The 24,596-nt window shown below is 72.1% G+C and carries 21 protein-coding genes; 14 read left to right on the top strand and 7 right to left on the bottom strand.

The window, feature by feature from the left end; genetic code table 11:
• The 4 genes from CCN39_RS17160 to CCN39_RS17175 form a co-directional block, all read right to left on the bottom strand.
• Positions 1–2,324 (bottom strand): helicase HerA domain-containing protein (locus tag CCN39_RS17160; protein ID WP_086843151.1); only part of this gene is annotated, 2,324 nt, incomplete at its 3' end.
• Between the two features lie 2 nt (positions 2,325–2,326).
• A complete protein-coding gene (locus CCN39_RS17165) occupies positions 2,327–2,968 on the bottom strand; it encodes a hypothetical protein (RefSeq protein WP_086843152.1) in 642 nt (213 codons plus the stop codon).
• Positions 2,969–2,991: 23 nt separating this feature from the next.
• On the bottom strand, positions 2,992–4,581 hold the full coding sequence (locus CCN39_RS17170) for a CATRA system-associated protein (RefSeq protein WP_086843154.1): 1,590 nt from the start codon (positions 4,579–4,581) through the stop codon (positions 2,992–2,994).
• A 3-nt stretch (positions 4,582–4,584) separates the two neighbouring features.
• Positions 4,585–5,154 carry a TIR domain-containing protein gene (locus CCN39_RS17175; RefSeq protein WP_086843156.1) on the bottom strand — a complete coding sequence of 190 codons (570 nt, stop codon included), beginning with the start codon at positions 5,152–5,154 and terminating at the stop codon, positions 4,585–4,587.
• Positions 5,155–5,418: 264 nt separating this feature from the next.
• Here CCN39_RS17175 and CCN39_RS17180 point away from each other — a divergent pair, with 264 nt between their 5' ends.
• The gene (locus CCN39_RS17180) at positions 5,419–6,390 is read left to right on the top strand and encodes an SEFIR domain-containing protein (RefSeq protein WP_158104517.1); all 972 of its coding nucleotides are present in this window, start codon (positions 5,419–5,421) and stop codon (positions 6,388–6,390) included.
• Here CCN39_RS17180 and ptsP read toward each other — a convergent pair.
• Positions 6,332–7,942 carry a phosphoenolpyruvate--protein phosphotransferase gene (gene ptsP / locus CCN39_RS17185; RefSeq protein ID WP_086843160.1) on the bottom strand — a complete coding sequence of 537 codons (1,611 nt, stop codon included), beginning with the start codon at positions 7,940–7,942 and terminating at the stop codon, positions 6,332–6,334. The two genes, CCN39_RS17180 and ptsP, sit on opposite strands and share 59 nt — an antisense overlap.
• A gap of 103 nt (positions 7,943–8,045) precedes the next feature.
• On the opposite strand from ptsP, the gene CCN39_RS17190 reads away from it, so the two are divergent.
• The 6 genes from CCN39_RS17190 (at position 8,046) to CCN39_RS17215 (ending at position 15,896) form a co-directional block, all read left to right on the top strand.
• Positions 8,046–8,807 (top strand): DeoR/GlpR family DNA-binding transcription regulator, encoded by a 762-nt coding sequence (locus tag CCN39_RS17190; protein WP_086843162.1) that lies wholly within the window; start codon positions 8,046–8,048, stop codon positions 8,805–8,807.
• Positions 8,804–9,748, top strand: a complete 945-nt coding sequence (gene pfkB / locus CCN39_RS17195; RefSeq protein ID WP_086843163.1) for a 1-phosphofructokinase — start codon at positions 8,804–8,806, stop codon at positions 9,746–9,748. Before CCN39_RS17190 ends, pfkB begins: the two co-directional genes overlap by 4 nt.
• A complete protein-coding gene (locus CCN39_RS17200) occupies positions 9,745–10,197 on the top strand; it encodes a PTS sugar transporter subunit IIA (RefSeq protein ID WP_086843165.1) in 453 nt (150 codons plus the stop codon). The genes pfkB and CCN39_RS17200 overlap by 4 nt, the downstream gene beginning before the upstream one ends.
• A 2-nt stretch (positions 10,198–10,199) precedes the next feature.
• Positions 10,200–11,651 carry a PTS fructose transporter subunit IIC gene (locus CCN39_RS17205; protein ID WP_086843167.1) on the top strand — a complete coding sequence of 484 codons (1,452 nt, stop codon included), beginning with the start codon at positions 10,200–10,202 and terminating at the stop codon, positions 11,649–11,651.
• 11 nt (positions 11,652–11,662) lie between these two features.
• A complete protein-coding gene (locus tag CCN39_RS17210; protein WP_086843168.1) occupies positions 11,663–11,941 on the top strand; it encodes an HPr family phosphocarrier protein in 279 nt (92 codons plus the stop codon).
• Between the two features lie 94 nt (positions 11,942–12,035).
• On the top strand, positions 12,036–15,896 hold the full coding sequence (locus tag CCN39_RS17215; protein WP_086843171.1) for a tetratricopeptide repeat protein: 3,861 nt from the start codon (positions 12,036–12,038) through the stop codon (positions 15,894–15,896).
• A 4-nt stretch (positions 15,897–15,900) separates the two neighbouring features.
• On the opposite strand, the gene CCN39_RS17220 is transcribed toward CCN39_RS17215, so the two are convergent.
• A complete protein-coding gene (locus CCN39_RS17220) occupies positions 15,901–16,488 on the bottom strand; it encodes a TetR/AcrR family transcriptional regulator (protein WP_086843173.1) in 588 nt (195 codons plus the stop codon).
• An 85-nt stretch (positions 16,489–16,573) separates the two neighbouring features.
• Here CCN39_RS17220 and CCN39_RS17225 point away from each other — a divergent pair, with 85 nt between their 5' ends.
• The 6 genes from CCN39_RS17225 to CCN39_RS17250 all read left to right on the top strand — a co-directional run bounded on the left by CCN39_RS17225 (position 16,574) and on the right by CCN39_RS17250 (position 22,774).
• A complete protein-coding gene (locus CCN39_RS17225; protein ID WP_086843175.1) occupies positions 16,574–17,872 on the top strand; it encodes a cytochrome P450 in 1,299 nt (432 codons plus the stop codon).
• Positions 17,869–18,759, top strand: coding sequence for an alpha/beta fold hydrolase (locus CCN39_RS17230; protein ID WP_086843177.1), 891 nt, complete (start codon positions 17,869–17,871; stop codon positions 18,757–18,759). Before CCN39_RS17225 ends, CCN39_RS17230 begins: the two co-directional genes overlap by 4 nt.
• The gene (locus CCN39_RS17235; protein WP_086843179.1) at positions 18,743–19,585 is read left to right on the top strand and encodes an SDR family NAD(P)-dependent oxidoreductase; all 843 of its coding nucleotides are present in this window, start codon (positions 18,743–18,745) and stop codon (positions 19,583–19,585) included. Before CCN39_RS17230 ends, CCN39_RS17235 begins: the two co-directional genes overlap by 17 nt.
• A gap of 1 nt (position 19,586) precedes the next feature.
• Positions 19,587–21,065: a flavin-containing monooxygenase gene (locus CCN39_RS17240; protein ID WP_086843181.1), complete on the top strand. Its 1,479-nt coding sequence runs from the start codon at positions 19,587–19,589 to the stop codon at positions 21,063–21,065.
• A gap of 30 nt (positions 21,066–21,095) precedes the next feature.
• Entirely contained in the window at positions 21,096–21,962 is an 867-nt protein-coding gene (locus CCN39_RS17245; protein WP_086843183.1) for an NAD(+)/NADH kinase, read from the top strand.
• Between the two features lie 98 nt (positions 21,963–22,060).
• A complete protein-coding gene (locus CCN39_RS17250; protein ID WP_244210827.1) occupies positions 22,061–22,774 on the top strand; it encodes a DUF998 domain-containing protein in 714 nt (237 codons plus the stop codon).
• Positions 22,775–22,984: 210 nt separating this feature from the next.
• Here the strand turns inward: CCN39_RS17250 and CCN39_RS17255 are convergent, their stop codons facing one another.
• Positions 22,985–23,368, bottom strand: a complete 384-nt coding sequence (locus tag CCN39_RS17255; protein WP_244210828.1) for a DNA polymerase ligase N-terminal domain-containing protein — start codon at positions 23,366–23,368, stop codon at positions 22,985–22,987.
• A 69-nt stretch (positions 23,369–23,437) separates the two neighbouring features.
• Between CCN39_RS17255 and CCN39_RS17260 the strand changes: the two genes are divergently transcribed.
• Positions 23,438–24,427, top strand: a complete 990-nt coding sequence (locus CCN39_RS17260; RefSeq protein WP_086843189.1) for a YdcF family protein — start codon at positions 23,438–23,440, stop codon at positions 24,425–24,427.
• The last annotated feature ends 169 nt before the right edge of the window (positions 24,428–24,596 follow it).

Below are 24,596 nucleotides of genomic sequence, written 5' to 3' on the forward strand. Positions count from 1 at the left end.
GCCTGCCGGAGCACGGCGAGCCCGATGTTGGCCTTCGCGGTGGTACCGGTGAGCCGCGCTTGGGGAGCCAGCGTCGCGACGGCCACCTCGACGGCGGCGGTGAACTCGTCGGTGTCGTCGAGAACGCCGGCGAAGTCGGGCAGCGGCCGGAAGGCCAGCGGCCGCCCGGTCGCCCGCCCGGGCGTCCAGACGACGACGTCGGTCCCGGCGAGGTACCGCTCGGCCAGCTCGGCGTCACCGTTCTGCCAGCCACCCGGCGGCTCGGGCCAGGCGTCCCCGAGGCGCGCGAGGTCGTTGTTGGGATCCAGGACGATCGCGGAGACCCCGAGGAGAGCGCATTCCTCGATGATCCGCCGCAGCAGCACGGTCTTCCCGGACCCGGAACCGGCGAAGACGGCGGCGTGCTTGCGCAGGGCGGAGAGTTCGATCCGCACGGGGTCACCGGAGCCGACGACGGACCCCAGGGTGATTTCGCCTTCGGCGGGCGGCGGGTGGGTCGCCGCACCGGGCTGCTTCTCGCCCGGTTTTTCCGACGGCTTCTCGGGCAGCACGGCGGCCAGCAGGTCGGACCGGCTGGCCGGCCGCCGGTCGATCAGCCACTCGTGCAGCTCGCGGCCGCCGTTGCCGAGCATCTTCTGCAACGCCCAGAAGGTCCGCACGTCCCCGTCGGAGAGCCGGAGCGTCCGGCCGCCCGCGGCCGTGAACTTCTCGACCTCTTCGCGGGTCTTGGCCCCGCGCCCCCAGGCCTCCCGGAGGATGACGAGGTGCCGGTTGTCCACGCCCTGGCGCTGTCCCGCCTCGGACCGGGCCTTCCGGAACCGGCTCAGCGCCGCCCGCGGGTCACGGGCCGCGATCGCCCGGAAAACCCAGTGCTCCTGCAGGTCCGCGGTTTCGTCGAGCGTCCGGGTCAGCCAGGCGTGCACCTCGCTCAGCCCCGTCTGGCGCTCACAGGACCACTCCATGTCGTCGTCGCCGACCTCGGTGACCCAGCACCGCAGGGCGGCCGACAGCAGCCCCGGCATCATCCGGTCCACGATCGACTCGGCGAGCAGCTTCCCGGGTTCGACTTCCGCCCGCAGCTTCTCGAACTCGGCGTCGAGCTCGGCGAACCGGTCGTTCTCCACCTCGGTCCGCACGGGCGCGACCGGGAGCGGAGCCTTCTCGTCGAAGGAGGTGAGCTCCCGGACCTGCCCGGACCGCAGGCACCCATCGATGTGCGCGCCGATGCGCTTGAGGAGTTCCCGCGGAGTCCACTGTTCCCACGGGCCCTCGAACGCCGCCGGAGCCACCGGCCAGGTCGGGTGCGGTGGGGTGAAGTCCATCGCTTCGTAGGCCACCCCGAGCCGCTTCTCCACCAGCGCCCGGCCCAGCGCGGCATCGGTGATCCGGCCCAGCGTCACCGTTTCCCGGAAGCGATCGGGCACGGTGCCCGTCGCCTTCGACCTGATCTGCTCCCAGGTGGACGGCAGGCAGGCCAGCACGGTGAGGGTCTTGTGGGTGACTTCGCGCAGGCCCATCAGCCCATCGGCGATCTGCGCCACGAGCAGATCCTCCCCGATGTCTTTGCCCATGCCCTGCTTGGACCGCGCGACCAGGGTGTCGAGCTGGTCGACGGCGATCACGACCGGCCCGGTCAGGGCGAGCAGCCGCGTGATCTCCTGGACGAGGACCCGCGACGGCTTCGGCCGCGAGTAGATGTTCCACCGCCGGGCTTCGGACGTCAGCTCGGTGTCGCCGTCGAGGTAGTCCTCCCCGATGTACTTGGTGCTCCGGTCGCGGCTCGCGATGAGCACGAGGGCGCGGGCGGTGTCCCCGCACTCGTCGGCGGCCGCTTCGTCGAGCGACCCGACCCCGTCGACGAAGGCCTCGACGTCCTCGGCGGTCAGCCCGCGCCCGCGGCGGATCCTCGCCTCGACCTCGGCATCGACGTGGGCCCGCAGGCACACCCGGAGCAGGAACCTCCGCAGTTGCGACTCCCCCGAATCGTCCGGGCGGGCCAGGCCGCGGCGCAGCGCCTCGGCCGTGTTGTCCCAGAACGCCTCGGCCGCGGTGACGTCGTCGAGGAAGAAATACCCGCGGGCGCGGTGGACCCGGTGCCGGACGAGCCCGAGCAGATGGGTTTTGCCGACCCCTTTCTGGCCGCGCATGACGAGCCCGATCGGGCTGGGTCCGTCGCTGGCCACGGCGTCGCGGATGCCGGTGTCGAGGGCGGCGAGCGACTCGGCGTGCAGCCCGTCCACGTGGTAGGGCGAGTCCCGCCAGACGTGGTCGGGGGTGTCCGCCCAGTCGAAGCTCAGCGTCGCGAGTGCTTTGAGTTCGTCCATCATCACGCCTCGAACGCCACGAAGTGGTTGTCTTCGCCGCCGATGCGGATCGCCGCCTCGTGGTCGGCCGCGGTGAGCGCCTTGCGGTTGTCTTCGGGGACCAGGTGGACCTTCCCGAGCCGGCTCAGTTCCTTGAGCACGACGTCGACTTCCGCGGCCGGCGCGCCGAGTTTCGGCCGCAGGTCGACCAGCGCGACCCAGCCACGCGGCTCCTTCACCAGTTCGCGGTAGGCCGTCCGGATGCGGTCCTCCAGGTCGGCCGGCGGCGCTCCGTTCGCGCTCGGCGCCGGACCGAAGATCTGGAAGAGCCGCTTGTCCTCGCGCCGCAGGTACTCCCCCAGCCCGCCGAGGACCACGTACAGCGCCGTCGCCAGCGGGCTCTGCCCCCGTTGCGGCGGCGGACCGCCTGCCGCCAGTTCCTGTTCGCACCAGGCCCAGCCGCTGTCGCTCAGCACGTGGACGTAACTCCGCTTCGGCCCGGTCCGGTCGCTGTCCACGTAACCGAGCTTGTTCAGCCCCGTGCGTTCGGTGCCCGTGAGGGTGAAGCCGACCAGCTCCGCCAGCTCCTGGTTGGGCACCTCCCGGCCCAGCACCATCAGCGTGAACATCGCCGCGGTCTGCTTGTGTCCCAAGCGGTCGGTCATCCGAGATCCTTCCGGTGGTTCGGCTACGTCGTGGTCCGGGCGAGGGTGCGCACCAGCCGGTCGATGGACCGGCGGGTTTCCGGGAGGGCCGCGTGGTGACCGTCGCCGTTCGGGGAGCGGGGTCTGACCGCCACCGCCAGGTCCGCCGCCAGCTCGTTCGCGCGGGGGTCGTCGCCCGCTTCGACGGCGGCCTGCAGGTCGGTCAGCAGCTCGCCGACCAGGTCCCAGCGGGCCGGGCGCAGCCGGGCGGCACGCACCTGAGCCAGCAGGGCGGGGAGGTCCGCGTCGTCGCCGGCCGGTGGGGTGCCACCTTTCAGCCGGGCGACCAGGTCCTGGGCCACGCCGGCCGGGCCACGGGCGCCGAGCCGCAGGTAGCGGAGGTTGCCCACGTACCCCGGGAGCCCGGCCGCCTCGGTGCCCGGGGTCAGGATCGGGATCACCCGGCGGTCCTGGCCGAGCGACCGCTGCAGGAACAGCTCGACCTCGGCCTGCTGCCAGCGGCTCACCTTGCCGTCGACGATCAGGCACAGGTGCCGCGCGTCGTCCTCGGTCCGCTCCAGCAGCGACTGGTCGCCCGACAGCGACTTCACGGCCCGGACGCCCAGCTTCCCCAGTTCCGCGAGCAGCTCGCCGGCAGGCTGGACGAACGACCGCGGGATGCTGACCCGCAGTTCGTGCTTGAACTTCCGGTGGCTCGCGCGCACCGCCGCCACGTAGGCATCGCGGTTCTCCGCCAGCAGGTCCGTGCGGTCGAGGCCGTACGCGATCACCGCCGCGACCGTCTCCAGGGCGAAGCCGATCTGGTCCGCGCTCGGCGTCTTCTCCGACAGGACCGGCAGCTGCTCACCGAAACTCCAGTACGACACGTACGGCAGCGTGAGGTGCCGGGACATCGTCTCCGGCGCGACGCGCTGGTCGAGCCACGCCCCGTACAGCTCGGCCGTCTCCGCGACGACGATCTTGCGCCACTCCTCCGACCGGCCGTACTCCTCCCGGCTGTCGAAGCGCGAGAGGACCGGCAGCACGGTGAGCCGCGAGCGGTCGAACGGCAGGCGGTTGCGCGCCGCGTCGGCGCGGCGGGCGGCGTCCACCGCGCCGAGGATGCTCTGCCGGTTCGCGGTGAACAGCAGGACGAGGTGGTCCGGCAGGTGCGCGGTGCAGATGCCGCCGATGTCGGAGATCCCGGTCCGGCTGTCGACGAGCACGAAGTCGTAGTCGTTCGTCCACTGCTCGCGGCACTTCTCGAGGTACTCGCCGAACCCCTCCTCGTACAGGCCTTCCCAGTCGATCGCCTGGACCTGCCCGACGTAGTCGTCGTCCTCGCTCCCGGCGGCGATGAAGTCGAGCGCACCGGCCCTCCGCAGCCGCAGCACGTGGGCCTCCGGGGCGAACGAACCGGCCCGGAAGCCGGTGACGAGGTCCACCACGCCGCCGCGGGGCCTCCCGGGCAGCCGCGGCCGGAAGTAGTCGCCGAGACCGGGTGCCTCGAGGTCCCAGTCCAGGCAGAGCACCCGGTGGCCCCAGCGGGCGAGCAGCACGGCGATGTTGGCCAGCGTGAAGCTGCGGCCTACCCCGCCCTTGTAGGAGTAGAAGGTGAACACCGACCCCGGCATCGGTCAGAACCTCGGTATCCGCGCCGGCGACGGCGGCTCGGGGTCCGGCGTGTGCACCGGCCAGTCCGGCTGCCACTCCGGCGCTCGTTCGATGAGTTCCTCGAGTTCCTTGGCGATCTCCGCGATCTTGTGGTTGAACTCCAGGTACGCCGGGGCGGCCTGGAAGTGTTCGAAGGGGTGGTTCCACCGGTGCAGGTCACGCGGACTCCGCGCGTGCGCCCAGTCGGGGAAGTGCCGGGAGTCGCAGTAGATCACCGGGTAGATCAACGGCCGGGCGCGCGTGCTCAGCGCCTCCCGCTTGGCCATCGAATGCCACTCCGCCAGGCACCACTCGTCGCGGAAGTACTTCGGCGAGCACACCGGGACCAGCACCCGGGTGCGCAGCAGCGCGGTGCGCACCTCCGCCGCCCAGCTCGCTCCCGTGCGCACCTGGTCGTCGCAGAAAATCCGGACGTCGCGGTAGAAGTTGTTGTCGAGCACCTCGGACAGCCGGGGCCGGAAATGATTCTTCACCCACGCCGAAATGTCCTCGCCGGCGCGTTGATAGCTGATGAACACGTCGTACTCGTACACGCGTGCCTTCGCTCCTTCGCCGCACCCCACCAGGCAACGGCCCATCCTAGGCCGGACCCGCACGGCGGGAGAAGGCGGGAAACCGGACAGAAAGATGCCAATACCTGGCCACCGGACGGCACTCAGGCTGTCCAGCCGGAAAAGCTTGACAAACGCGGAAATGGGAGATAAATGACAGGGCAGCGCGCCCGGCGCGCACTATTTTTTTTCCGCACACCGATCAGCCGGATCGGTGCATCACCGACTCGACGGGGAGGGGCACCGATGCCCGACCGTGCCGCGCCCCGGGTGTTCGTGACCTACTCGCACGACACCCCGGAACACAAGGAACTCGTGCACCGCTTCGCCGCGTTCCTGCGCACCCAGATCGGCTTGGACGTCCACCTCGACGCCTGGTACGACAACACGCGCCGGGACTGGTCGCTGTGGGCCACCGAGAACCTGGAGAAAGCGGACTTCATCCTGGCCATCGCCTCCCCCGACTACAAGCGCCGCGCCGACGGCACCGCGATGCCCCACGAGGGGCGGGGTGCCCAGTTCGAGGCGGCGGTCATCCGGAACAACCTGACCCGGGACCTGCGTCGCGAGACCGAGCGGGTGCTGCCGGTCGTGCTGCCCGGCCGCTCGGTCGACGAGATCCCGGTCTTCCTCAACGCCCATTCGACGACGCGGTACCACGTCGAGGAGTTCACCGAGGCGGGCGTGGCCGACCTCCTCGCCGCGATCACCGGGCAAGGGCAGTACCCGATGCCCCGGCGCGGAAAGTGGCGGGGTGGCACCGTGGAAGACCGGCGGGTGCCCGCGGGCGATCTGCCGTGGCTGTGCGCCAGCAAGGGCGTGAAGCGCGGAGCCGCGTCGATCGACGGCCGGAGCTACGAGCGGAGCATCGTCCTGCGGCCGGCGGCACCGGCGGTGACCGGACCGGGGTTCGTCGAGCTGGAGCTGGGCGGCAACTACCGGCGGTTCACCACCGTCGTCGGGGTTCTCGACGACGCCGCGGACGCGTTCCAGGTCGGCCGGGTCCGGGTGGTGCTCGACGGGAACCCGCGCTCGGAACACGACGTCTCGGCCGGGAAACCGGCCGTCATCGACCTGGACGTGACCGGAGCGCGCCTCCTGCGGCTGGAGCTGTCCCGGCCGCAGCAGGCGTCACCGCTCAGTTCCGCGGTGTTCGTCGTCACCCCGCGGCACGCCCGGCCGCCCGAACTCGCCCTGGGCGATCCGACCGTGACCTAGCGCGGCACGTCTCGAGGTCCACCTCGCGCAGTGCCGCGCCCACGCCGGCCAACGCCACCGCGTTCATCGACAACGACGTCACGCCCAGCCCCACCAGCACCGGCGCCAGTGCCGGGTCCGCCGCCGCTTCGCCGCACACCCCCACCGGCTTCCCCGCCGCCGCGCCCGCTTCCGCGACCATGCCCACCAGCCTCAGCAGCGCGGGCTGGTCCGGCGCGTTCAGCTTGGCCACCGCGCCGAGCTGGCGGTCCGCCGCGAACGTGTACTGGGCCAGGTCGTTCGTTCCCACCGAGACGAAGTCCACCGCTTCGAGGATCTCGCGGGCGCTCAGCGCCGCCGCCGGGATCTCGATCATCACGCCCGCGCGGGCGATGCCCGCCGCGCGGACCCGGGCTGCGAACCAGGCCGCTTCCGCTGCCGTCGCCACCATCGGGGCCATCACCGACAGCTCCACGCCCGTGTCCCCGGCCGCCGCCGCGATCGCCGACAGCTGGCGGTCCAGCAGCTCCGGGCGGTCGAACGCCACGCGCAGGCCGCGGACGCCCAGTGCCGGGTTGGGTTCCTCGCCCATCGGCAGGAACGCCAGGGGCTTGTCGGACCCCGCGTCCAGCGTCCGGACGACGACCGGCCGGCCCGCGAACGGGGCCAGTACTGCCGCGTAGGCAGCCCGTTGCTCGGCTTCCGTCGGCTCGGAAGCCGCGGAGAGGTAACAGAATTCGGTGCGGAACAGCCCGATCCCTTCGGCGCCGGCCGCCGCGGCAGCCGCTGCGTCCGCCGCCGACCCCACGTTGGCCAGCAGCTTCACGCGGTGGCCGTCGGCGAGGCGGCCGACGCCGTCCCACTCCGGGCGGGCCGTCCGGGCCGGTGCCCGTACCGTGCCGTCCGACGGCGTCACCGTGCCCGCGGACCCGTCGACCGCGAGCCCCGGGGCGGCCAGTTCCAGCACTCCGGCGCACGCCACCACGGCGGGAATACCGAGCGCCCGCGCCAGGATCGCGGTGTGGCTCGTCGGGCCGCCTTCGGCCGTCACCAGCGCCAGGACCAGGTCCGGGTCGAGCCCGGCGGTGTCGGCCGGCGCGAGGTCCCGCGCCACCAGCACGCTCGGCGACGTCAGCTCCGGCACGCCCGGCGGGGCCACGCCCAGCAGGGCCGCGACGATCCGGTCGCGCACGTCGGCGACGTCCCTCGCGCGTTCGGCCATGTAGCCGCCCGCGGCCTGCAGGGCGGTCATGAACTCCCCCGCCGCCTCCCACACGGCCCGCGGCGCCGGGAGCGAACGCGCGTGGACGAGCTTCTCCGCGGAGGCGGTCAACGCCGGATCCGCCGCCATCGCGGCCGTCGTCTCCAAGACCGATCGGGCATCTCCGGACACGGAACGGGCACGATCGGACAACGCGGCCGCCACCGAAGCCGCCGCCTGCCCGATCTTGCCCGCTTCGGCCCCGAGGTCCGCCGGAGCGGGCGTGGAAGCGGGTTCGGGCAGGTCAGCGGCCACGAGGAGGCGGGGACCGTCGACCCGGCCGGGGCTGACTCCGACACCGGACAGCTGCATTTCGGGACCTCCGGAAGCAAGGGATCTCGTAACTGGGGATTGACAGTACGGTAACAACGGGCACAATCAAACGGCAACGGGCAAACATCGGAGAGGAACGGGCATGTACGCCGCCGAACGGCACCAGCTCCTGGCGCAACGCGCACGTCGCGACGGCCGCGTCGACGTCGGTGACGTCGCCGCCGAACTCGGTGTCGCCCCCGAGACCATCCGCCGCGACCTCGGCGTCCTCGAACGCCAGGGCATCGTCCGCCGCGTCTACGGCGGCGCGGTCGCCGTCGAGCGGCTCGACTTCGAACCCGAGGTCGCGCAACGGGACCAGACCAACGCCGCCGAGAAGGACGCGATCGCCCGGGCCGCGCTGGACCTGGTCCCCGACCGCGGCTCGATCCTGCTCGACGCGGGCACCACGACCAGCAGGCTCGCGACGCTGCTGCCGGCCGACCGCGAGCTGACGGTGATCACCAACTCGATCCCGGTCGCCTCGATCCTCGCCACCCGCCCGGGCATCACGCTGCACATCCTGGGCGGCCGGGTCCGCGGGACGACGCTCGCCGCGGTCGAGGCCTGGACGCTGCGCGCGCTCGAAGGACTGCTCGTCGACGTCGCTTTCCTCGGCGCCAACGGCTTTTCCGCCGAGCACGGCTGCACGACGCCGGACATGGCCGAGTCCGCCGTGAAGGCCGCCGTGGTCGCCGCGGCACGCAAGCGGGTGCTGCTGGCCGACCACAGCAAGTACGGCACCGACCAGCTCAGCCGCTTCGCGCGGCTCGCCGAGATCGACGTGCTGGTCACCGACAGCGGCATCGACGCGGGCGCGGTGGCCGAACTCGAAGAGGCGGGCCCGGAGGTGGTGCTGGCGTGATCGTCACCGTGACCCCCAACCCGAGCCTCGACCGGACGTTGCAGCTGGCCGAGCTGCGCCGCGGCGAGGTGCTGCGCGCTTCGGCCGTCCGGCTCGACCCCGGCGGCAAAGGTGTGAACGTCGCCCGGGCGCTGGCCGCCGCCGGCACCCCGACCGTGGCGCTGCTGCCCGCCGGCGGCCCGGTCGGCGAGCGGCTGTCCGACCTGCTCGCCCCCGAAGGCGTGCCGGTCGTCGCCGTCCCGATCGCCGGGTCGACCCGCAGCAACATCACGCTCGTCGAGGCCGGCGGGACCACGACGAAGATCAACGAGCCGGGCCCGGAGATCTCCCCCGCCGAGCTCGCCACCCTCGAACGCCGCGCCGTCGAGCTGGCCGCCCGCGGCGAATGGCTGGTGTGCTGCGGAAGTCTCCCGGCCGGCGTGCCCGACGACTTCTACGCGCGGCTGACGAAGCTCGCCCACGAAGCCGGGGCGAAGGTCGCCGTCGACTCCTCCGGCGCGCCGCTCGCCGCCGCCTGCGCGGGCGGCCCGGACCTGCTCAAACCGAACCTCGACGAACTCATCGAGCTCGCCGGCCGTCCGCTGCCGCTGCTCGGCGACGTCGTCGCGTTCTGCCGGGAGCTGATCTCCGGCGGCGTCGGCCGCGTGCTGGTCAGCCTGGGCGCGCGCGGCGCGGTGCTCGTCGAGGAGACCGAAACAGCTCACGCGCTCGGCCCGCTCGTGGCCGTGCGCAGCACCGTCGGCGCCGGAGACGCCGCACTCGCCGGGTTCCTCCACGCGGGAGGAACCGGCCCCCGAGCCCTGCGGACCGCGGTCGCCTACGGCACCGCCGCGGTCACGCAGGAGGGCAGCCGCATGCCCACCCCGCAGGACGTGCACCCCGACCAGGTGCGCGTGCTGGACGTCGATCCTTCCTTCACCCTCAGCGGAGCCGCCGCATGACCACCCCAGACCTGATCACCGCCGACCTGGTCGACCTCGGCCTGGACGCCGCCGACAAACAGGGCGCCACGCGCGCTCTCGCGCAGCGGCTCCTCGACGCCGGGCGGGTGACCGACCTCGAGCTGTTCCTCAAGGACGTCGCCGCCCGCGAGGAGCAGATGGCCACCGGGCTCGAAGGCGGCATCGGCATCCCGCACTGCCGCTCGGCCGCGGTCACCGCGCCGACGCTGGCGTTCGGCCGCAGTGCCGCGGGCGTCGACTTCGGCGCGCCGGACGGGCCGGCGACGCTGATCTTCCTCATCGCCGCGCCGGAAGGCGGCGGCAGCGAGCACCTGAAGGTGCTGGCCGCCCTCGCCCGGCGGCTGGTCCGGGCGGAGTTCAAGCAGAACCTCCTGGACGCCGCCGACCCCGCCGCCGTCGCCGAGTACATCCGCCAGGAGGTGGCCTGATCATGAAGTTCGTCGCCATCACCGCCTGCCCGACCGGGATCGCCCACACCTACATGGCGGCCGAGTCGCTGGAGCAGACCGCCAAGGCCAACGGCGACGAGATCGTCGTCGAGACCCAGGGTTCGGCCGGGTCCGAGCCGCTGTCCGCCGAGGACATCGCGAGCGCGGACGCCGTCATCTTCGCCGCGGACCTCGCGGTGCAGGGCCGGGACCGGTTCGCCGGGAAGCCGATCGTCGAGGCGCCGGTCAAGGCCGCGATCAACGACGCGGCCGGGTTGTTCGAGCGCGCCAGGGCCGCGGCCCGCGAACCCGTCGCCGCCGCGCCCGCCACCCCGGAACTCACCTCGAAGGTCGGCGCGAACGACAAGGCGGGCACCAAGATCCGCCAGTGGCTGATGACCGGCGTCAGCTACCTGATCCCGTTCGTCGCCGCGGGCGGCCTGCTCATCGCGCTGAGCTTCGCGCTGGGCGGCTACCAGATCGTCGACGCGCCGAAGGTCACCGAGCACTTCGACGCGGGGTCGGTCGCCGGCTGGGCCGCGCTGATGTTCCAGATCGGCAGCGCCGCCTTCGACTTCCTGGTGCCGGTGCTGGCCGGGTTCATCGCGTTCGCGATGGCCGACCGCCCGGCGATCGCGCCCGGTTTCGTGGGTGGCGCGATCGCCGTCACCGTGGGTGCGGGCTTCCTCGGCGGCCTGGTCGCCGGTCTGCTGGCCGGTGGGGTCGTGCTGGCGCTGAAGAAGATCCAGGTGCCGAAGGCGATGCGCGGGATCATGCCGGTGGTGGTCTACCCGCTGCTCGGGTCCATTGTGGTCGGTGTGCTGATGTACGTCGTGGTCGGCAAGCCGATCGCGGCGGCCACGACGGGGCTGACGAACTGGCTCAACAGCCTCAGCGGCGTCAGCGCGCTGCTGCTGGGCGCGCTGCTCGGCCTGATGATGGCCTTCGACATGGGTGGCCCGGTCAACAAGGCCGCGTACGCCTTCGCGGTCGGCGGCCTGACCACGGGCGCGACGGCGTCCCTGCAGATCATGGCCGCGGTGATGGCCGCCGGGATGGTCCCGCCGCTGGCCCTGGCGCTCGCGTCCACGGTCCGCAAGAAGCTGTTCACCGAAGCCGAGCGCGAGAACGGCCGCGCGGCCTGGCTGCTCGGCGCGTCGTTCATCACCGAAGGAGCGATCCCGTTCGCCGCGGCGGACCCGTTCCGGGTGATCCCGTCGATCATGCTCGGCTCGGCGGTCACCGGTTCGCTGTCGATGGCGTTCGGCGCGACGCTGCGCGCCCCGCACGGCGGGATCTTCGTCCTCCCGCTGATCGGCAACCCGCTGCTGTTCCTGGTGGCGCTGATCGCCGGGACGCTGGTCGCGGCGGGTTCGGTGATCGCGCTCAAGCAGGTGCGCTTCCGGGCGACCGAGCGCTCGGCCGCCGTTTCCAGCCGGCCCGTCAACGCGTGAAGGAGTCCACTGTGTACCAACGCCGCACGCTCGTCGCCAGCAGCGTCGGGCTCCACGCCCGCCCGGCCGGTCTCGTCGCCCGCACCGCGGCCGACCAGCCCGTGAAGGTGCAGATCGCCAAGATCACCGGAGGAGTCGCGGGCGACCCCGTCGACGCGGCCAGTGTCCTCGGGTTGATGACCCTGGGCGCGGCCCACGGTGACGAGGTCGAGCTGACCGCCGAGGGCGACCACGCGCAGACGTCGGTCGACGCGCTGGCCGAATTGATCGCCCAGGACCTCGACGCGTAAGGAATCGGGACGGCCCCGGTGGCACCGACCCACCGGGGCCGCTTCCCCCGAACGGCCGAAGCGCCCGGATTCCCCGGTGGTGTCCACTACGCCGGTGAAGACGTCCGATGCCGGGAAAACCGTCACCGAGCTGCGCCGAGCGGGTCGCTACGCCGAGGCCGGAATGGCCGTCGAAAAGCTCCTCGAAGGCGCCGAAGCGCACGTGGAACTGGGCCGGATCGCTTTCTACCGTGATCGGTGGGAAATCGCCGCCGGCCACTTCCGCCGCGCGACGGAACTGGATCCGTTCTCCGAACCGGCCCAGGCGTGGCGGGTGGCCGCCCTCAGCAGGCAGCGACGGTTCGCCGAAGCCCGGGAGGCCGCGGACGCCGTCCTCACCGGGAATCCCGAAGCCCACCTCGTGCGGATCGCCCGGGCCCGGGTGACGGTGGACGAGACGGGCGACGAGCAGTGCCTGCTCGACGAGTGCGAGACGGTTCTCGGCTTCGACCCCGGTCACCTCGAAGCGCTGGAAAGCCGCATCTACGCGCTCGCCGAGACCGGCCGCCTGGACGATTCGGCGGCCGCGGCCGAGGAATCCCTGGAGCGCCACCCCGAGGCCGCGGAACTGTACGTGGCATGGGGAGCGACACTCACGAAAGCGGGCCGGTTCACCGACGCGGTCGAAAGGTACGACCGGGCCCTGGCGAGGCAACCCGAGAACGTCGAAGCCCATTGCCGGAAGATCGAGGCCCTGGGCGATGCCTACCGCCTGGACGAAGCTCTCGATCACGCGGAAACGAGCGCTTCGCAACTGCCGGAAGCGAGCCGGCTGCACCTCGCGTGGGGCATAGTCTTGCGACGCGGCCAGGATTTCGCCGGCGCGCTGGAAAAGTTCGACCGGGCCCTCGCCCTCGATCCGCACCGAGCGGACCACTACCGGTGGCGCGCATTCGCCCTCGTGCAGCTCGACCGGCCGGCCGACGCACTCACCACCCTCCGTACCGGCCTCGAAGCCTGCCCGGGCAGCATCGAGCTGCTGGTCGAACAGGCCTGGCGATACCGCGATTCCGACGACACCGACGCCGCGATCGCCGTCGCCGAAGAGGCCGCCTCACGCGCTCCGGCGGATCCTGCCGCGCTGTGGTGCCTCGTCAAGATCCTGCGGGAGGCACGTCGCTTCTCCGCGGCGGAATCCGCGGCGGTGGCGGCCATCCGCAGGTGCCCTCGGGACCCCGAACTCCACCGGGAGCTCGGCTGGGTGTTCGCGGACCAGGATCGCGACGAGGAGGCGCTTTCCTGCTTCCGCCAAGCCGCGGAACTGCACCCGACCTCCTCCTACTACGCCGTGAACGTCACCCAGGCTCTCCGATGGCTCTACCGCTACGAGGAAGCCCGGGAACAGCTGGCGGCCACCTGCGCACGGCTTCCGGAGGACCCGAGCCCCGTCGAGCAGCAGGCACTGCTCAGTGAAGACGTCGGCGCCATCGACGAAGCACTGAGCCGCTACCTGGAGATCAACCGCCGCTGGCCGCGGTTCACCGGCGCCTGGATCGGCCGGATGCGCCTGCTCGCGCGGCGCAACCGCTACGCCGAAGCCGAGCAGGTCGCGCGGCAGGCGATCGAACTCAACCCCTTCGCTGCCGAGCTGCGGACCCGGAGAGCGGCACTCCAGCAGGAAAGCGGCGACGAAGCCGCCGCGATCGCCACCCTGCGCGAAGCGTGCTCGGCCATGCCCGGCAGCCAGACCCTCGCCCTGGATCTGACCTGGTTCCTCCGGCTCGACGGCCAGTACGAGCAGGCGCGCGAAATCCTGTGGGCGCTTCCCGACAACCCGGGGGTCCTGAAGCGCCGCATCGGCCTGCTGCGCGACGTCCGGGAACACCGGCAAGCGCTCGCCGAGGCCACGAACGCCGCGGACCGCTTCCCCGCGGATTTCGAGTTCCGGCGGGCCATCGGCAACATCCGCGCCGACCTCGGTGAGGACGAGCAGGCGCTGGCCGACTTCGAGGCGGTCCTGGCGCGGCACCCCACGGAACGGTCGTCACTGAGGGGGAAGGTGAGCTGTCTCAGGTCGCTGCGCCGGTACGACGAGGCCGTGCGGATCCTGCTGGCCGAGATCGAGCGCCGGCCGAACTACCCCGAGTTCCGGGTCGAACTGGCCTGGACCTACGCCTGGATGGAACGCTGGGAAGAATGCATCGCGGTCTACGAGAAGGCCGTCGAGATCGATGCCCACGACGGGTGGGTGCGGCTCAACCACGCCAACGCCTTGCGGCTGGCCGGGCGGCACGAGGACGCGGAAGCCGCACTGCTCGCCGCGCTCGACCTCCTGCCGGACAACGCGCGGCTCATGCTGGAAATGGGCGACCTGTGTGACGGCCAGAACCGCCACGAAGAGGCGCTGACCTGGTTCGACCGGGGCCTGGCACGGCTCCCGGGGTCGACGTGGGGACTGACCGCGAAGTCGGCCGCACTCCGTTCGCTGGGCCGGTTCGGCGAGGCCGAACGGCTGCTCGCCCCGCGGCTCGAAGATCGGAAGACCGGCGCCGACGTGGTGATCGAATGGGGCTGGGTCCTCCGCGACCGCGGCGAGCTGGCCCGGGCCCGCCAGGCGTTCGAGCGGGCCCTCACCTTGGCGGTCGGCCGGCGCGGCCGGGCGGACGCGCTGCACTGCCTGGGCTGGACCGCCTTCAGCGCGGACGACTTCGAAGAGGCGGAAAAGCAGTTCCGGGCCGCGATCGCCGAGAACCCCCTCTCGAACGTGGCCAAGATCGGACTGGCCTGGACGCTGGTCCACGAAGAGGAACCGAACGGCGAGGAAGAGGCGGAGCACCTGTGCCTCGACGTGCTCGTGGACGCACCGCGCCGCCACCTCGCCCACACCTGCCTCGGCGTGCTCTACGCCAAGCAGGGCAACCTGCCCCAAGCCGAGTACCACCTCCGCCGGTCCATCGAAATCGACCCGTACGGCGGCAGTTACGTCGACCTCGGCGCGCTCTTCGCGCAGATGGGCCGCTTCGAGGAGGCCGAAGCCCTGCTGCTCAAGGCGCTGGACCGCGACTGGTACGACAGCCAGGCGCACATCGAGCTCGGGGCCCTCCACCTCCAGCGCGATCTCGACGGCACCGACGACCCGGCCGAAGCACGGCGGGCGGCCCGGCACTTCCGCCAGGCACTGGTCATCGAACCGACGCGGGGCGCCGCCGCCATCGGGTTGTCGCTGGCGCTGGTCAAATCGCCCGGCGACCTGCTGGCCGCGGAACGCGTGCTGCGGGAGGCCCTGCGCCGCCCGGAGTGCGACCAGCCGCGCTGGCAGCTCCTGGTCGCGCTCGCGCGGCTGCTCATCGGCCGGGGCGACGAGACCCAGCGCCGGGACCTGCACCTGGAGGCGCTCAGCACCGCCCGGCAGGCGATCGAGCTGGCCGCCAACCAGGCGGACCCGCACTACGTCGCCGGCGTCGCGGCGTACAAGGCCGGCGAAAGCGGACCTCAGGCCCAGGCCCGGCCGTTCTACCGGCGGCGCGCCCTGCACCACTTCCGCCGCTGCCTGCACCACGACCCCGAGCACATCGAGGCCCGGCGTGCGATGGCCCTCGCCGAAGAGAGCCTCGCGATCACCAGGAGCAGCCTCGCGGGAAGCGCCACCATGATCGCGGTGGCCGGCAGCCTCCTGGTCACGCTGTGGCTGGGCTTCTTCCTCTCCGACAAGGTGACGACGGTGGTGATCAGCACCCTGACGCCGATCCTCGTGAGCCTGGTGGCGCTCGGGTTCGTCCTGCCGTTCCTGGTCCGGCTCAAACTGCCCGGCGGCGTCGAGGCCGATCTCTCGGCGAGCCTGAACCAGGTCTCCTCGGGCCCGACCGGCGACGAAAGCATCGGACCCGGGCGGCTGGTGGGCAGCAGCTCCGAGAGCTCCGCGACGTGGTCCCCGCTCGGCACCGGCCCGCGCGGCGAACTGCCTCGCCTGGGGTAGGCCGCTACGCCGGGCCGAGCAGCGCGATCGACGCCCGCACCGCGACCTCGGTGACATCGCCCGCCCGGCCGCCGTCCTCGACGGTCGTGGCGATCAGCTCCCGCAGTCCGCCCAGCAGCATGATCGACAACTGCCGCGAAGGCGGGCTGATCCCCGCCGCGCGCATCTCCGGGGTGTCGGTCAGGCGCTGCGTCATCGCGATGAACCCCTCCATCGCGTCGCGCTGCAGATCGCGGGCCGGCGCGCCCAGCGCGGGGACGTCCCGGATCCAGCTCAGCGTGATCGCCGGCTCGGACTCCGCACAGCCGATCCACGCTTCGATCGCCTGGCGGACCTGGACCGCCCAGGGCGCGCGCGGGTCCACCGCCTCCGAGATCTGCCGGATCATCGACCGGTTGGCGTCCGCCAGGAGGGCGATCAGGCACTCTTCGCGGCTGGAGAAGTGCTCGTAGAACGTCCGGCGGGACGTGCGGGCACGGCGGACGACGTCGGCGACCGTGGTGTCGCGGAAGCCCGTCTCGGTGATCGACTCGGCCAGCCCGTCCAGCAGCCGCTGCCGGTGCCGGCGGGTGTCGACGTCCACGGAAGTCACCGTATACCCCTCCTCTTGAAACCGGATGGTACACCGGCGTACCGTACCGACGGTACGTTCGCGTACCACCATTCCGGGAGGGTCGATGACGACCATGACAAGCCCCGCGACGCTGCCACCGGGGCCCACCGCGCCACGCGCCGTCCAGGGCGCCTACGCGCTGACCCAGCCCCTGCGCGGCATGCGGCGGCTCAAGGACCGCTACGGCGACGCCTTCACGGTGAACGTGCCGATCTTCGGCAACGCCGTGGTGATCAGCAGTCCCGCCGAGATCAAGCAGCTGTTCACCTCCGGGCCCGAGCTCGTCGACAACCTCGAGGTCAACCTCGGGCGTGTGCTCGGGCCGCGGTCGATGTTCGCGCTGTCCGGCGACGAGCACAAACGGCAGCGCAAGCTCCTGGTCCCGCCCTTCCACGGCCGCCGCCTCGCCGCGTACGAGAAGATCGTCGAGGAAGAAACCAGGCGCGAACTGGCGAGCTGGCCCGAAAACAAGGCGTTCACCACGCTGCCGTCGATGATGCGGATCACCCTCAACGCCATCCTCCGGGCCGTCTTCGGCGCCGAGGGGGCCGAGTTCGCCGAGCTGCGCGAGCTGCTCCCGCCGTTCGTCACCCTCGGCTCGCGGCTGGCCGTGCTGCCCATCTCCAAGAAGGGCCGCTTCAACCCGTGGCGCCGCTTCGAACGGATGCGCCGCGAGTACGACGCCATCGTCGACCGGCTGATCGCGAAGGCCCGCGCCGAAGAAAAAGACGACGTCCTGTCGATGATGCTCCAGACCCGCTACGACGACGGCTCCGGGCTGAGCCGCGAAGAGATCTCCGACCAGCTCCTCACCCTGCTCACCGCCGGGCACGAGACCACGGCGACCACGCTGGCCTGGGCGGTCGAGCGCCTCCGCCGCCACCCCGCGTTGCTGGCGGAGCTGGCCGGCGGCGACGGGAAGCTCCTCGACGCCACCATCCTCGAGGTCCAGCGCACCCGCCCGGTCATCGACCTCACCGCCCGGCAGGTCAAGCAGGACGGCTTCCGGCTGGGCCGGTGGACGCTGCCGAAGGGGTACGCCGTCCTCGTGAGCATCGCGCTGATCCACGACGACGACACCGTCTTCCCGCACGCGGCCGCGTTCGACCCGCACCGCTTCGAAGGCGCGCGCCCGGACCTCTACCAGTGGATCCCGTTCGGTGGCGGCACCCGCCGCTGCCTCGGCGCCGCCTTCGCGACCATGGAGATGACCGTCGTGCTGCGGACCCTGCTGCGGGACTTCACGCTGGTACCGACGAGCGAGCCCGGCGAACGCTGGCACTCGCGGGGCGTGGCCTACGCCCCGGCCAAGGGCGGCCGCGCGGTCGTGCGCCGCCGGACCACCATCGGAGGTGTTTCTTGACCGAGCAGATCGCCGACGTCGGCCGCGGGATTTCCCTGGCCTACGAGCGGATCGGGGACGCCGGCGCCGAGCCGCTGGTCCTGGTCGCCGGCCTGGGCCAGCAGCTGCACAGCTGGCCGGACGCCTTCTGCGCGCACCTCGCCGGCCGCGGGTACGAGGTGATCCGGTTCGACAACCGCGACGCCGGGCGCTCGACGCACCCGCGTTTCCGGCCGCCGAGCCTGCCCGGCATGCTCGCCGGCCGGTTTCCCGCGCAGCAGTACGACCTGACGGACATGGCCGCCGACACCGCCGGCCTGTTCGACGCCCTGGACCTCGAGACCGCCCACATCGCCGGCGTCTCCATGGGCGGCATGATCTCCCAGACCACCGCCGCGCTGTACCCGGAGCGGATCCGCACGCTGACGTCGATCATGTCGACGACCGGGTCGCGCCTGCTCGGCCGGCCCGCGCTCTCGACGTTGCGGATGATGGGCGCGAAGCCGCCGAAGTCCCGCGAAGAGGCCGTCGAAAGCGCCGTCCGGATGTTCCGCCACATCGGCTCGCACGGCTTCCCGTTCGACGAGGCCTTCGTGCGCGAGCTGGCCGGGACGGGCTGGGACCGCGATCCGACGTCCGGCGGCGTCGGCCGGCAGCTCGCCGCGATCATGAAGTCCGGCAACCGGACGCGGCTGCTGCGCAAGATCACCGCGCCGACGCTGGTGATCCACGGCGACCGCGACCGGATGGTGCACCCCACCGGCGGCGCCGCCACCGCGCGGGCCATCCGCGGCGCGCGGCTCGAGACCGTCCGCGGCATGGGCCACGACCTGCCCGAAGGCGCGTGGCCGACCGTGCTCGACCTCATCGACCAGCACGCGAGGAGCAGCGATGTCCCGGCCTCGTAGCATCACCGGCCGCCCGGTGGTGATCACCGGCGCCGCGTCCGGCATCGGCCGCGCGCTGGCCACGCGGCTGTCCCGCCTCGGTTCGCCGGTCGCTCTCGCCGACGTCGACGAAGACGGCCTCAAGGCCACGGCAGCCACCCTGCAGGGCCGCGTCCTGACCCGCGTCCTCGACGTCCGCGACGCGGAAGACCAGCTGCGGTTCGCCGCCGAGGTCCGCGAGTGGCTCCCGGCGCCGCTGGCCGCGGTGTTCAACAACGCCGGCGTCGCGGTGACGTCCACCGTGCTCGACGCGGTGCCCGAGGACGACGACTGGCTGCACGACATCAACTTCCGCGGGGTGGTGCACGGCACGCGGGCGTTCCTGCCGCTGCTCGTCGAGCAGGGCGAAGGCGCGATCGTGAACACCTCCAGCGTGTTCGGCCTGCTCGGGATGCCGTACCAGAGCGCGTACTGCGCGGCGAAGTTCGCCGTCCGCGGCTTCACCGAGTCGCTGCGGCAGGAGCTGCGCGGCACCGACGTCCGCGCGGTGACCGTCCACCCGGGCGGCATCACGACGAACATCGCCCGCAACGCCCGCGTGCGCCGCGACCCCGAGGGCCGGGGCCGCACCCACGAGCAGATGGCCGCGCAGTTCGAGGCCATGACGATGACGTCGCCGGACAAGGCGGCGGCGATCATCCACGCCGGCGTCGACCGCGGGAAGGCCCGCATCCTGGTCGGCCCGGACGCCTACCTGTTCGACGCGCTCGCCCGCATCACCCCCACCCACTACAACACCGTGCTGACGCGCGTGCTGCAGCGCGCCCGGCGGACGGAGACCGTCTGACATGACCGAACACCTCGACGTGCTGATCGTCGGCGCCGGGCTGTCCGGCGTCGGCGCCGCCCACCACCTGCGCACGGCGTTCCCGCGCAAGAGCTACGCGATCCTGGAGGCCCGCGACGCGATCGGCGGCACCTGGGACCTGTTCCGCTACCCGGGTGTGCGGTCCGACTCGGACATGCAGACCCTCGGCTACCGGTTCCGGCCGTGGACCGACGCGAAGGCCATCGCGGACGGGCCGTCGATCCTGCGGTACGTCCGCGACACCGCGGCCGACGCGGGGATCGACCGCCACATCCGGTTCGGGCACAAGGTTCTCCGGGCTTCATGGTCCACAGAGGACGCACGGTGGACGGTCGGGGCCGAGCACGACGGGAAGCCGGTCGAGTTCACCGCGAAGTTCCTGTACCTGTGCAGCGGCTACTACGACTACGCGGCCGGGCACACGCCGGAGTTCCCCGGTCTCGAGAACTTCGCCGGCACCGTCGTGCACCCGCAGCACTGGCCCGAGGACCTCGACTACGCCGGCAAGAAGGTCGTCGTCATCGGCAGCGGCGCGACCGCCGTGACGCTCGTCCCGGCGATGACCGACCGCGCCGCGCACGTGACGATGCTGCAGCGCTCCCCCACCTACATCCTGTCGCTGCCGTCGGAGGACGCGCTGGCCAACCGGCTGCGCGGGCTGCTCGGCCCGCGGCTGGCGTACCCGATCGCGCGCTGGAAGAACGTCGCGGTGAGCACGCTGATCTACCAGCTCAGCCGGCGCCGCCCGGGGGTGGTGAAGGCGATGATCCGCAAGGCCACGGCGAAGCAGCTGCCGCCGGGGTTCGCCGTGGACACCCACTTCAAACCGCGGTACCAGCCCTGGGACCAGCGGCTGTGCCTGGTCCCGGACGGCGACCTGTTCCGGTCGATCCGCCGGGGTGACGCCTCGATCGTCACCGACCGGATCGCGTCCTTCACCGAGCGCGGGATCCGGCTGGAATCGGGCGACGAGCTCGAGGCGGACGTCGTCGTCACCGCCACCGGGCTGCGGCTGCTGGCCTTCGGCGGCATCGAGCTGTCGGTGGACGGCGACCCGGTGAAGCTGCCGGAAACCATGGCCTACAAGGGCATGATGCTCAGCGGCGTGCCGAACTTCGCCTTCACGATCGGCTACACGAACGCGTCCTGGACGCTCAAGGCCGACCTCGTCGGCGAGTACGTCGTCCGGCTGCTGCGCCACCTCGACCGGCACGGCTACGACCAGTGCGTGCCGGTCAACGACGACCCGGCCGTCACCGAACGGCCGCTGCTGGACTTCGACGCGGGCTACGTCCGGCGCTCGATCGACGAGTTCCCGAAAGCGGGTTCGCGGGCGCCGTGGCAGCTGGGCATGAGCTACGCGCACGACGTCGTCAAGCTCCGGCACGGGCGGATCGACGACGGCGCGCTGCGCTTCTCGCGGCGACCGGCGGCCGGAGGGGGCAGACTGAGCGCATGACGCTCACTTCGCCCGCCCGGAGCCGCTGACATGCACTCCGCGGGACTCGTGCTGCACCCCCGCCGCGACTCCGCGGCCGCCGTCGAAGCCGTGCTCGGCTGGGCGGGCAAGCGGAACATCGAGGTCCTCGGCATCGCCGACGAGATCGTCCGGCTGAACTGCGCCGCGAAGGGGGTGACGGCCGAGGAGCTCGGGCGCCGGGCCGACCTGCTGGTCAGCCTGGGCGGCGACGGCACGATGCTGCGGGCCATGCGGCTGGCCGACGGGCAGCGGGCGCCGGTGCTCGGGGTGAACCTCGGCAAGCTCGGCTTCCTGGCCGAGGTCGACGTCCCCGACCTGCCCGGCGCGCTCTCGGCCATCGACGACCACGAGTTCACCGTGGAGCCGCGCCTGGCCGTGGACGCGGTGCTGCAGGGACGGCGGATCACGGCGTTCAACGACATCGCGGTGGTGCGCGTCCCCGGCAACGGCAGCGCGGTGGTCGCGGTCCGGGTCGGCGGCCAGCCGTTCGTGAGCTACTCGGCCGACGCCGTGGTGGTGGCGACCCCGACCGGCTCGACGGCGTACAGCTTCTCGGCGGGCGGCCCGATCACCAGCCCGTCGGTGGAGGCCCTGCTGGTGACGCCGGCGGCGCCGCACTCGGCCTACAGCCGCGGTGTGGTGCTCTCGGTGCACGACGAGGTGACGCTGGAGCTGCTGCCCACCAGCGGCCGGCTCGCGGTGGAGGTCGACGGCCAGGTCGAGGGGTACGTCTCCCCCGGCGAGCTGCTCGACCTGCGCGCCCGCCCGAGCGCGGCGCGGGTGGTCCGGCTCGGGATGACGACGTTCTACCAGCGGGCCCGGCGCAAGCTGCGGCTCACGGATTCGGCCGAGATCCCGCAGGACGGCGACCACTGAAGGTGGCTTGCGTCACAGCGCGAGCGCGTCGGCAATGGTCACGGAAAGGTCACGGGTAGCGTGCGCGGCTGCGCCTGAACCAGCCGAACCGTCCCGGAGTGTCTCCCTACATGCTGTGTCCCGCACCCGTCCGTCCCCGCCTGCGTGCCCGCCTGCTCGTCCCCGGGGCGCTCGCCGCCTTCGCCGGCGCCCTCATCCTGCTCGCCGTGCTGCACGTCGACCGCAGACTCGCGCCCCTCGACCCGGTCAGCACGATGCTCAGCGACTACGCACTGAGCCCGGGCCGGTGGCTGTGGGACAGCGCGCTGCTGCTCACGAGCACGGGGTCGGCGCTGCTGCTGGTCGCGCTCTACCGCCGTGGCCTGCTGGCCAATCCGGCGCTCGTCGCGGCGAAGGCGCTGTGGTGCGTGAGCCTGCTGGCCGTGGTGGTCTTCGCGAAGGATCCGCAAGGCGGCGCGATCACCGCGACGGGCAAGATCCACCTGTACGCCTCGGCGGTGACGTGCCTGAGCCTGCCGGTGGTGGGCTGGGCGATGGGCCGCCGCCACCGCGACGACCCCCGCTGGCGCCGGTTCGCGACGTGGTCCCGGCGGCTGGCACTGGCGGCGATCCCGTTCTACCTGCCGTTCATCGTCCCGTTCGCGGTGAACGTCGTGTTCGGCGGCCACCTGCCGACCGTGGCAACCGGCCTGGTCGAGCGGTTGATGATGCTCCTGGAGATCGCCCTGCTGGGGGTGCTGGGACATTGGGCCCACCGCGCAATGCCAGCCGGAGTCCGCTTCCGCCCGCGCCCCCAGTCCGCCCCGGCCTGACAAAGCCCCCCGTAACCCGAAACTCACGTGATCCAACCCGTATCCCACGTGATCCAGGCCGGATCCCACGTGATTGGAGCCGTATCTCACGTGATTGGAGCCGGAACTCGCGAGTCCCGGGTTCAATCACGCGAGTTCCGGGTTCAGTCACGCGAGTTCCGGGTTGGATCACGTGAGTTGCGGGTTCGATCACGTGAGTTGCGGGGCTGATCACGGGAGTTGCGGGGGTGGGTTCGGGTCGTTGCCTGGCTGGTCGCGGGTGCGGTGCAGGAGCCAGTCGCGCGCGGTGTGGATCAGGGCGTACCGGACCGGGCCCGCGCGGCCGTGCAGGGTGAACAGGAGGCGCTTGGCCGTGCGGTCGTGCTCCTCCCACCAGCCCGTGTCGGCGATCTTCTTCGTCTCGTCCTCGTAGGCGAGGTGGTCGAGGGCGTGATCGGGCACGGCGACCGCGAGCCGGTCGGCGCCGGAATCCGGCGGGAGGCCGCGCGGGACCGCCCACGACCGCAGCACGCCGTCCTCCTCCAGCCGGAGGTCGAAGTGGTGCCGCGGGCGGAAGTGCTCGTGCAGCACGAACGCCGGTCGCCGATCGGTCACGCCGCTCACCATGCCAGAGCCGCGCCCGGCTAGGTTGGAGCCCCGCAGGGGAAATCGAGGGAGGCCGGGGTGAACGTCGCCGGTGCGGTGCTGCCGGTCGCCGCCGGGGTGGCCCTCGTCGTGTTCGCCGTCAAGCTGGCGCGCGAACCGCGGCGGCTGGGCAACGCCGTGTGGCTCGGCTTGGCGCTGCTGCTGACCGCGTTGTGGCTGCTGCGCGCGGCGCTGCACCTGGAGTGGCTGACGCCGGTGCTGATGGGGTTGCTCGGCGTCGTGGGGGTGCTCGTCGCGCTGGTCCTGCCGGCCACGCTCATCGCCAACGGCGTGCGGATGTGGCGGCGGGAGGGGCGCAGCGCGGGGAACCTGCTCTCGCTCGGCCTGGGCGCCGGGCTGGTCACCCTGGAAGCGCTGGCGTTCGCGCCGCTGGGCCGGTGGGGCTCGGCGCTGGTGGCCGTCGCCGCCGTGCTGGCCGGGTACTTCGGGTTCCTGTTCCTGTCCCTGCTGGTCTATTCCGTGGTGTACAGCCGGATCGGGCGCCGCAGCGGGTTCGACGCGATCATCGTGCTCGGCTGCGGCCTCGACGGCGAACGCGTGCCACCGCTGCTCGCCGGGCGGCTCGACCGCGCGATCCGGCTCCACGCCCGGGAAGCGACGCCGCCGCTGCTGGTCGTCTCCGGCGGGCGGGGTCCCGGCGAGACGGTCAGCGAAGCCGAAGCGATGCAGGCGTACCTGCGCGACCGCGGCGTCCCGGACGACCACGTCCGGCGCGAGGACCAGGCCCGCACGACCGAGGAAAACCTCCGGTTCTCGGCAGAACTGCTCCCCGCCGGCGCGCGCCGCGTCGTCGCGGTGACCAGCAACTACCACGTGTTCCGGACGGCAGTCGAGTGCCGCCGGCTCGGCCTGCCGTTCCACGCGACGGGCTCCCCGACGGCCCGGTACTTCCTGCCGAGCGCGCTGCTGCGCGAGTTCGCGGCCCTGATCCTCCACTACCGCCGGACGACGATCGCGGCGTGCGCACTGATCGTCGGCACCGGCCTCCTGCTGACGATCTTCGCCTGATTCTCCGCATCCTCGGGCCACCGACGCCGCGCTCGCGAAGCGCTCGCAGCCGATGACCACAGCCGGGTTCGCCCGTTCGAGTGACTTCGCCGACGAGGAATCAACCGTCCTTCCGCGAAGGGCGTGACCAGCCGGCGACAGCGAATTCCTCTACCGACATACGGAGGCT

The sequence above is a fragment of the Amycolatopsis kentuckyensis genome (assembly GCF_002155975.1).
Lineage (GTDB): Bacteria > Actinomycetota > Actinomycetes > Mycobacteriales > Pseudonocardiaceae > Amycolatopsis > Amycolatopsis kentuckyensis.

Bases quoted from the DNA above. Each gene is read 5' to 3' on its own strand.
- CCN39_RS17165 (WP_086843152.1), bottom strand. From the start codon at position 2,968: ATGACCGACCGCTTGGGACACAAGCAGACCGCGGCGATGTTCACGCTG.
- CCN39_RS17170 (WP_086843154.1), bottom strand. From the start codon at position 4,581: ATGCCGGGGTCGGTGTTCACCTTCTACTCCTACAAGGGCGGGGTAGGC.
- CCN39_RS17180 (WP_158104517.1), top strand. From the start codon at position 5,419: ATGCCCGACCGTGCCGCGCCCCGGGTGTTCGTGACCTACTCGCACGAC.
- ptsP (WP_086843160.1), bottom strand. From the start codon at position 7,942: ATGCAGCTGTCCGGTGTCGGAGTCAGCCCCGGCCGGGTCGACGGTCCC.
- CCN39_RS17190 (WP_086843162.1), top strand. From the start codon at position 8,046: ATGTACGCCGCCGAACGGCACCAGCTCCTGGCGCAACGCGCACGTCGC.
- CCN39_RS17200 (WP_086843165.1), top strand. From the start codon at position 9,745: ATGACCACCCCAGACCTGATCACCGCCGACCTGGTCGACCTCGGCCTG.
- CCN39_RS17205 (WP_086843167.1), top strand. From the start codon at position 10,200: ATGAAGTTCGTCGCCATCACCGCCTGCCCGACCGGGATCGCCCACACC.
- CCN39_RS17225 (WP_086843175.1), top strand. From the start codon at position 16,574: ATGACGACCATGACAAGCCCCGCGACGCTGCCACCGGGGCCCACCGCG.
- CCN39_RS17235 (WP_086843179.1), top strand. From the start codon at position 18,743: ATGTCCCGGCCTCGTAGCATCACCGGCCGCCCGGTGGTGATCACCGGC.
- CCN39_RS17240 (WP_086843181.1), top strand. From the start codon at position 19,587: ATGACCGAACACCTCGACGTGCTGATCGTCGGCGCCGGGCTGTCCGGC.
- CCN39_RS17245 (WP_086843183.1), top strand. From the start codon at position 21,096: ATGCACTCCGCGGGACTCGTGCTGCACCCCCGCCGCGACTCCGCGGCC.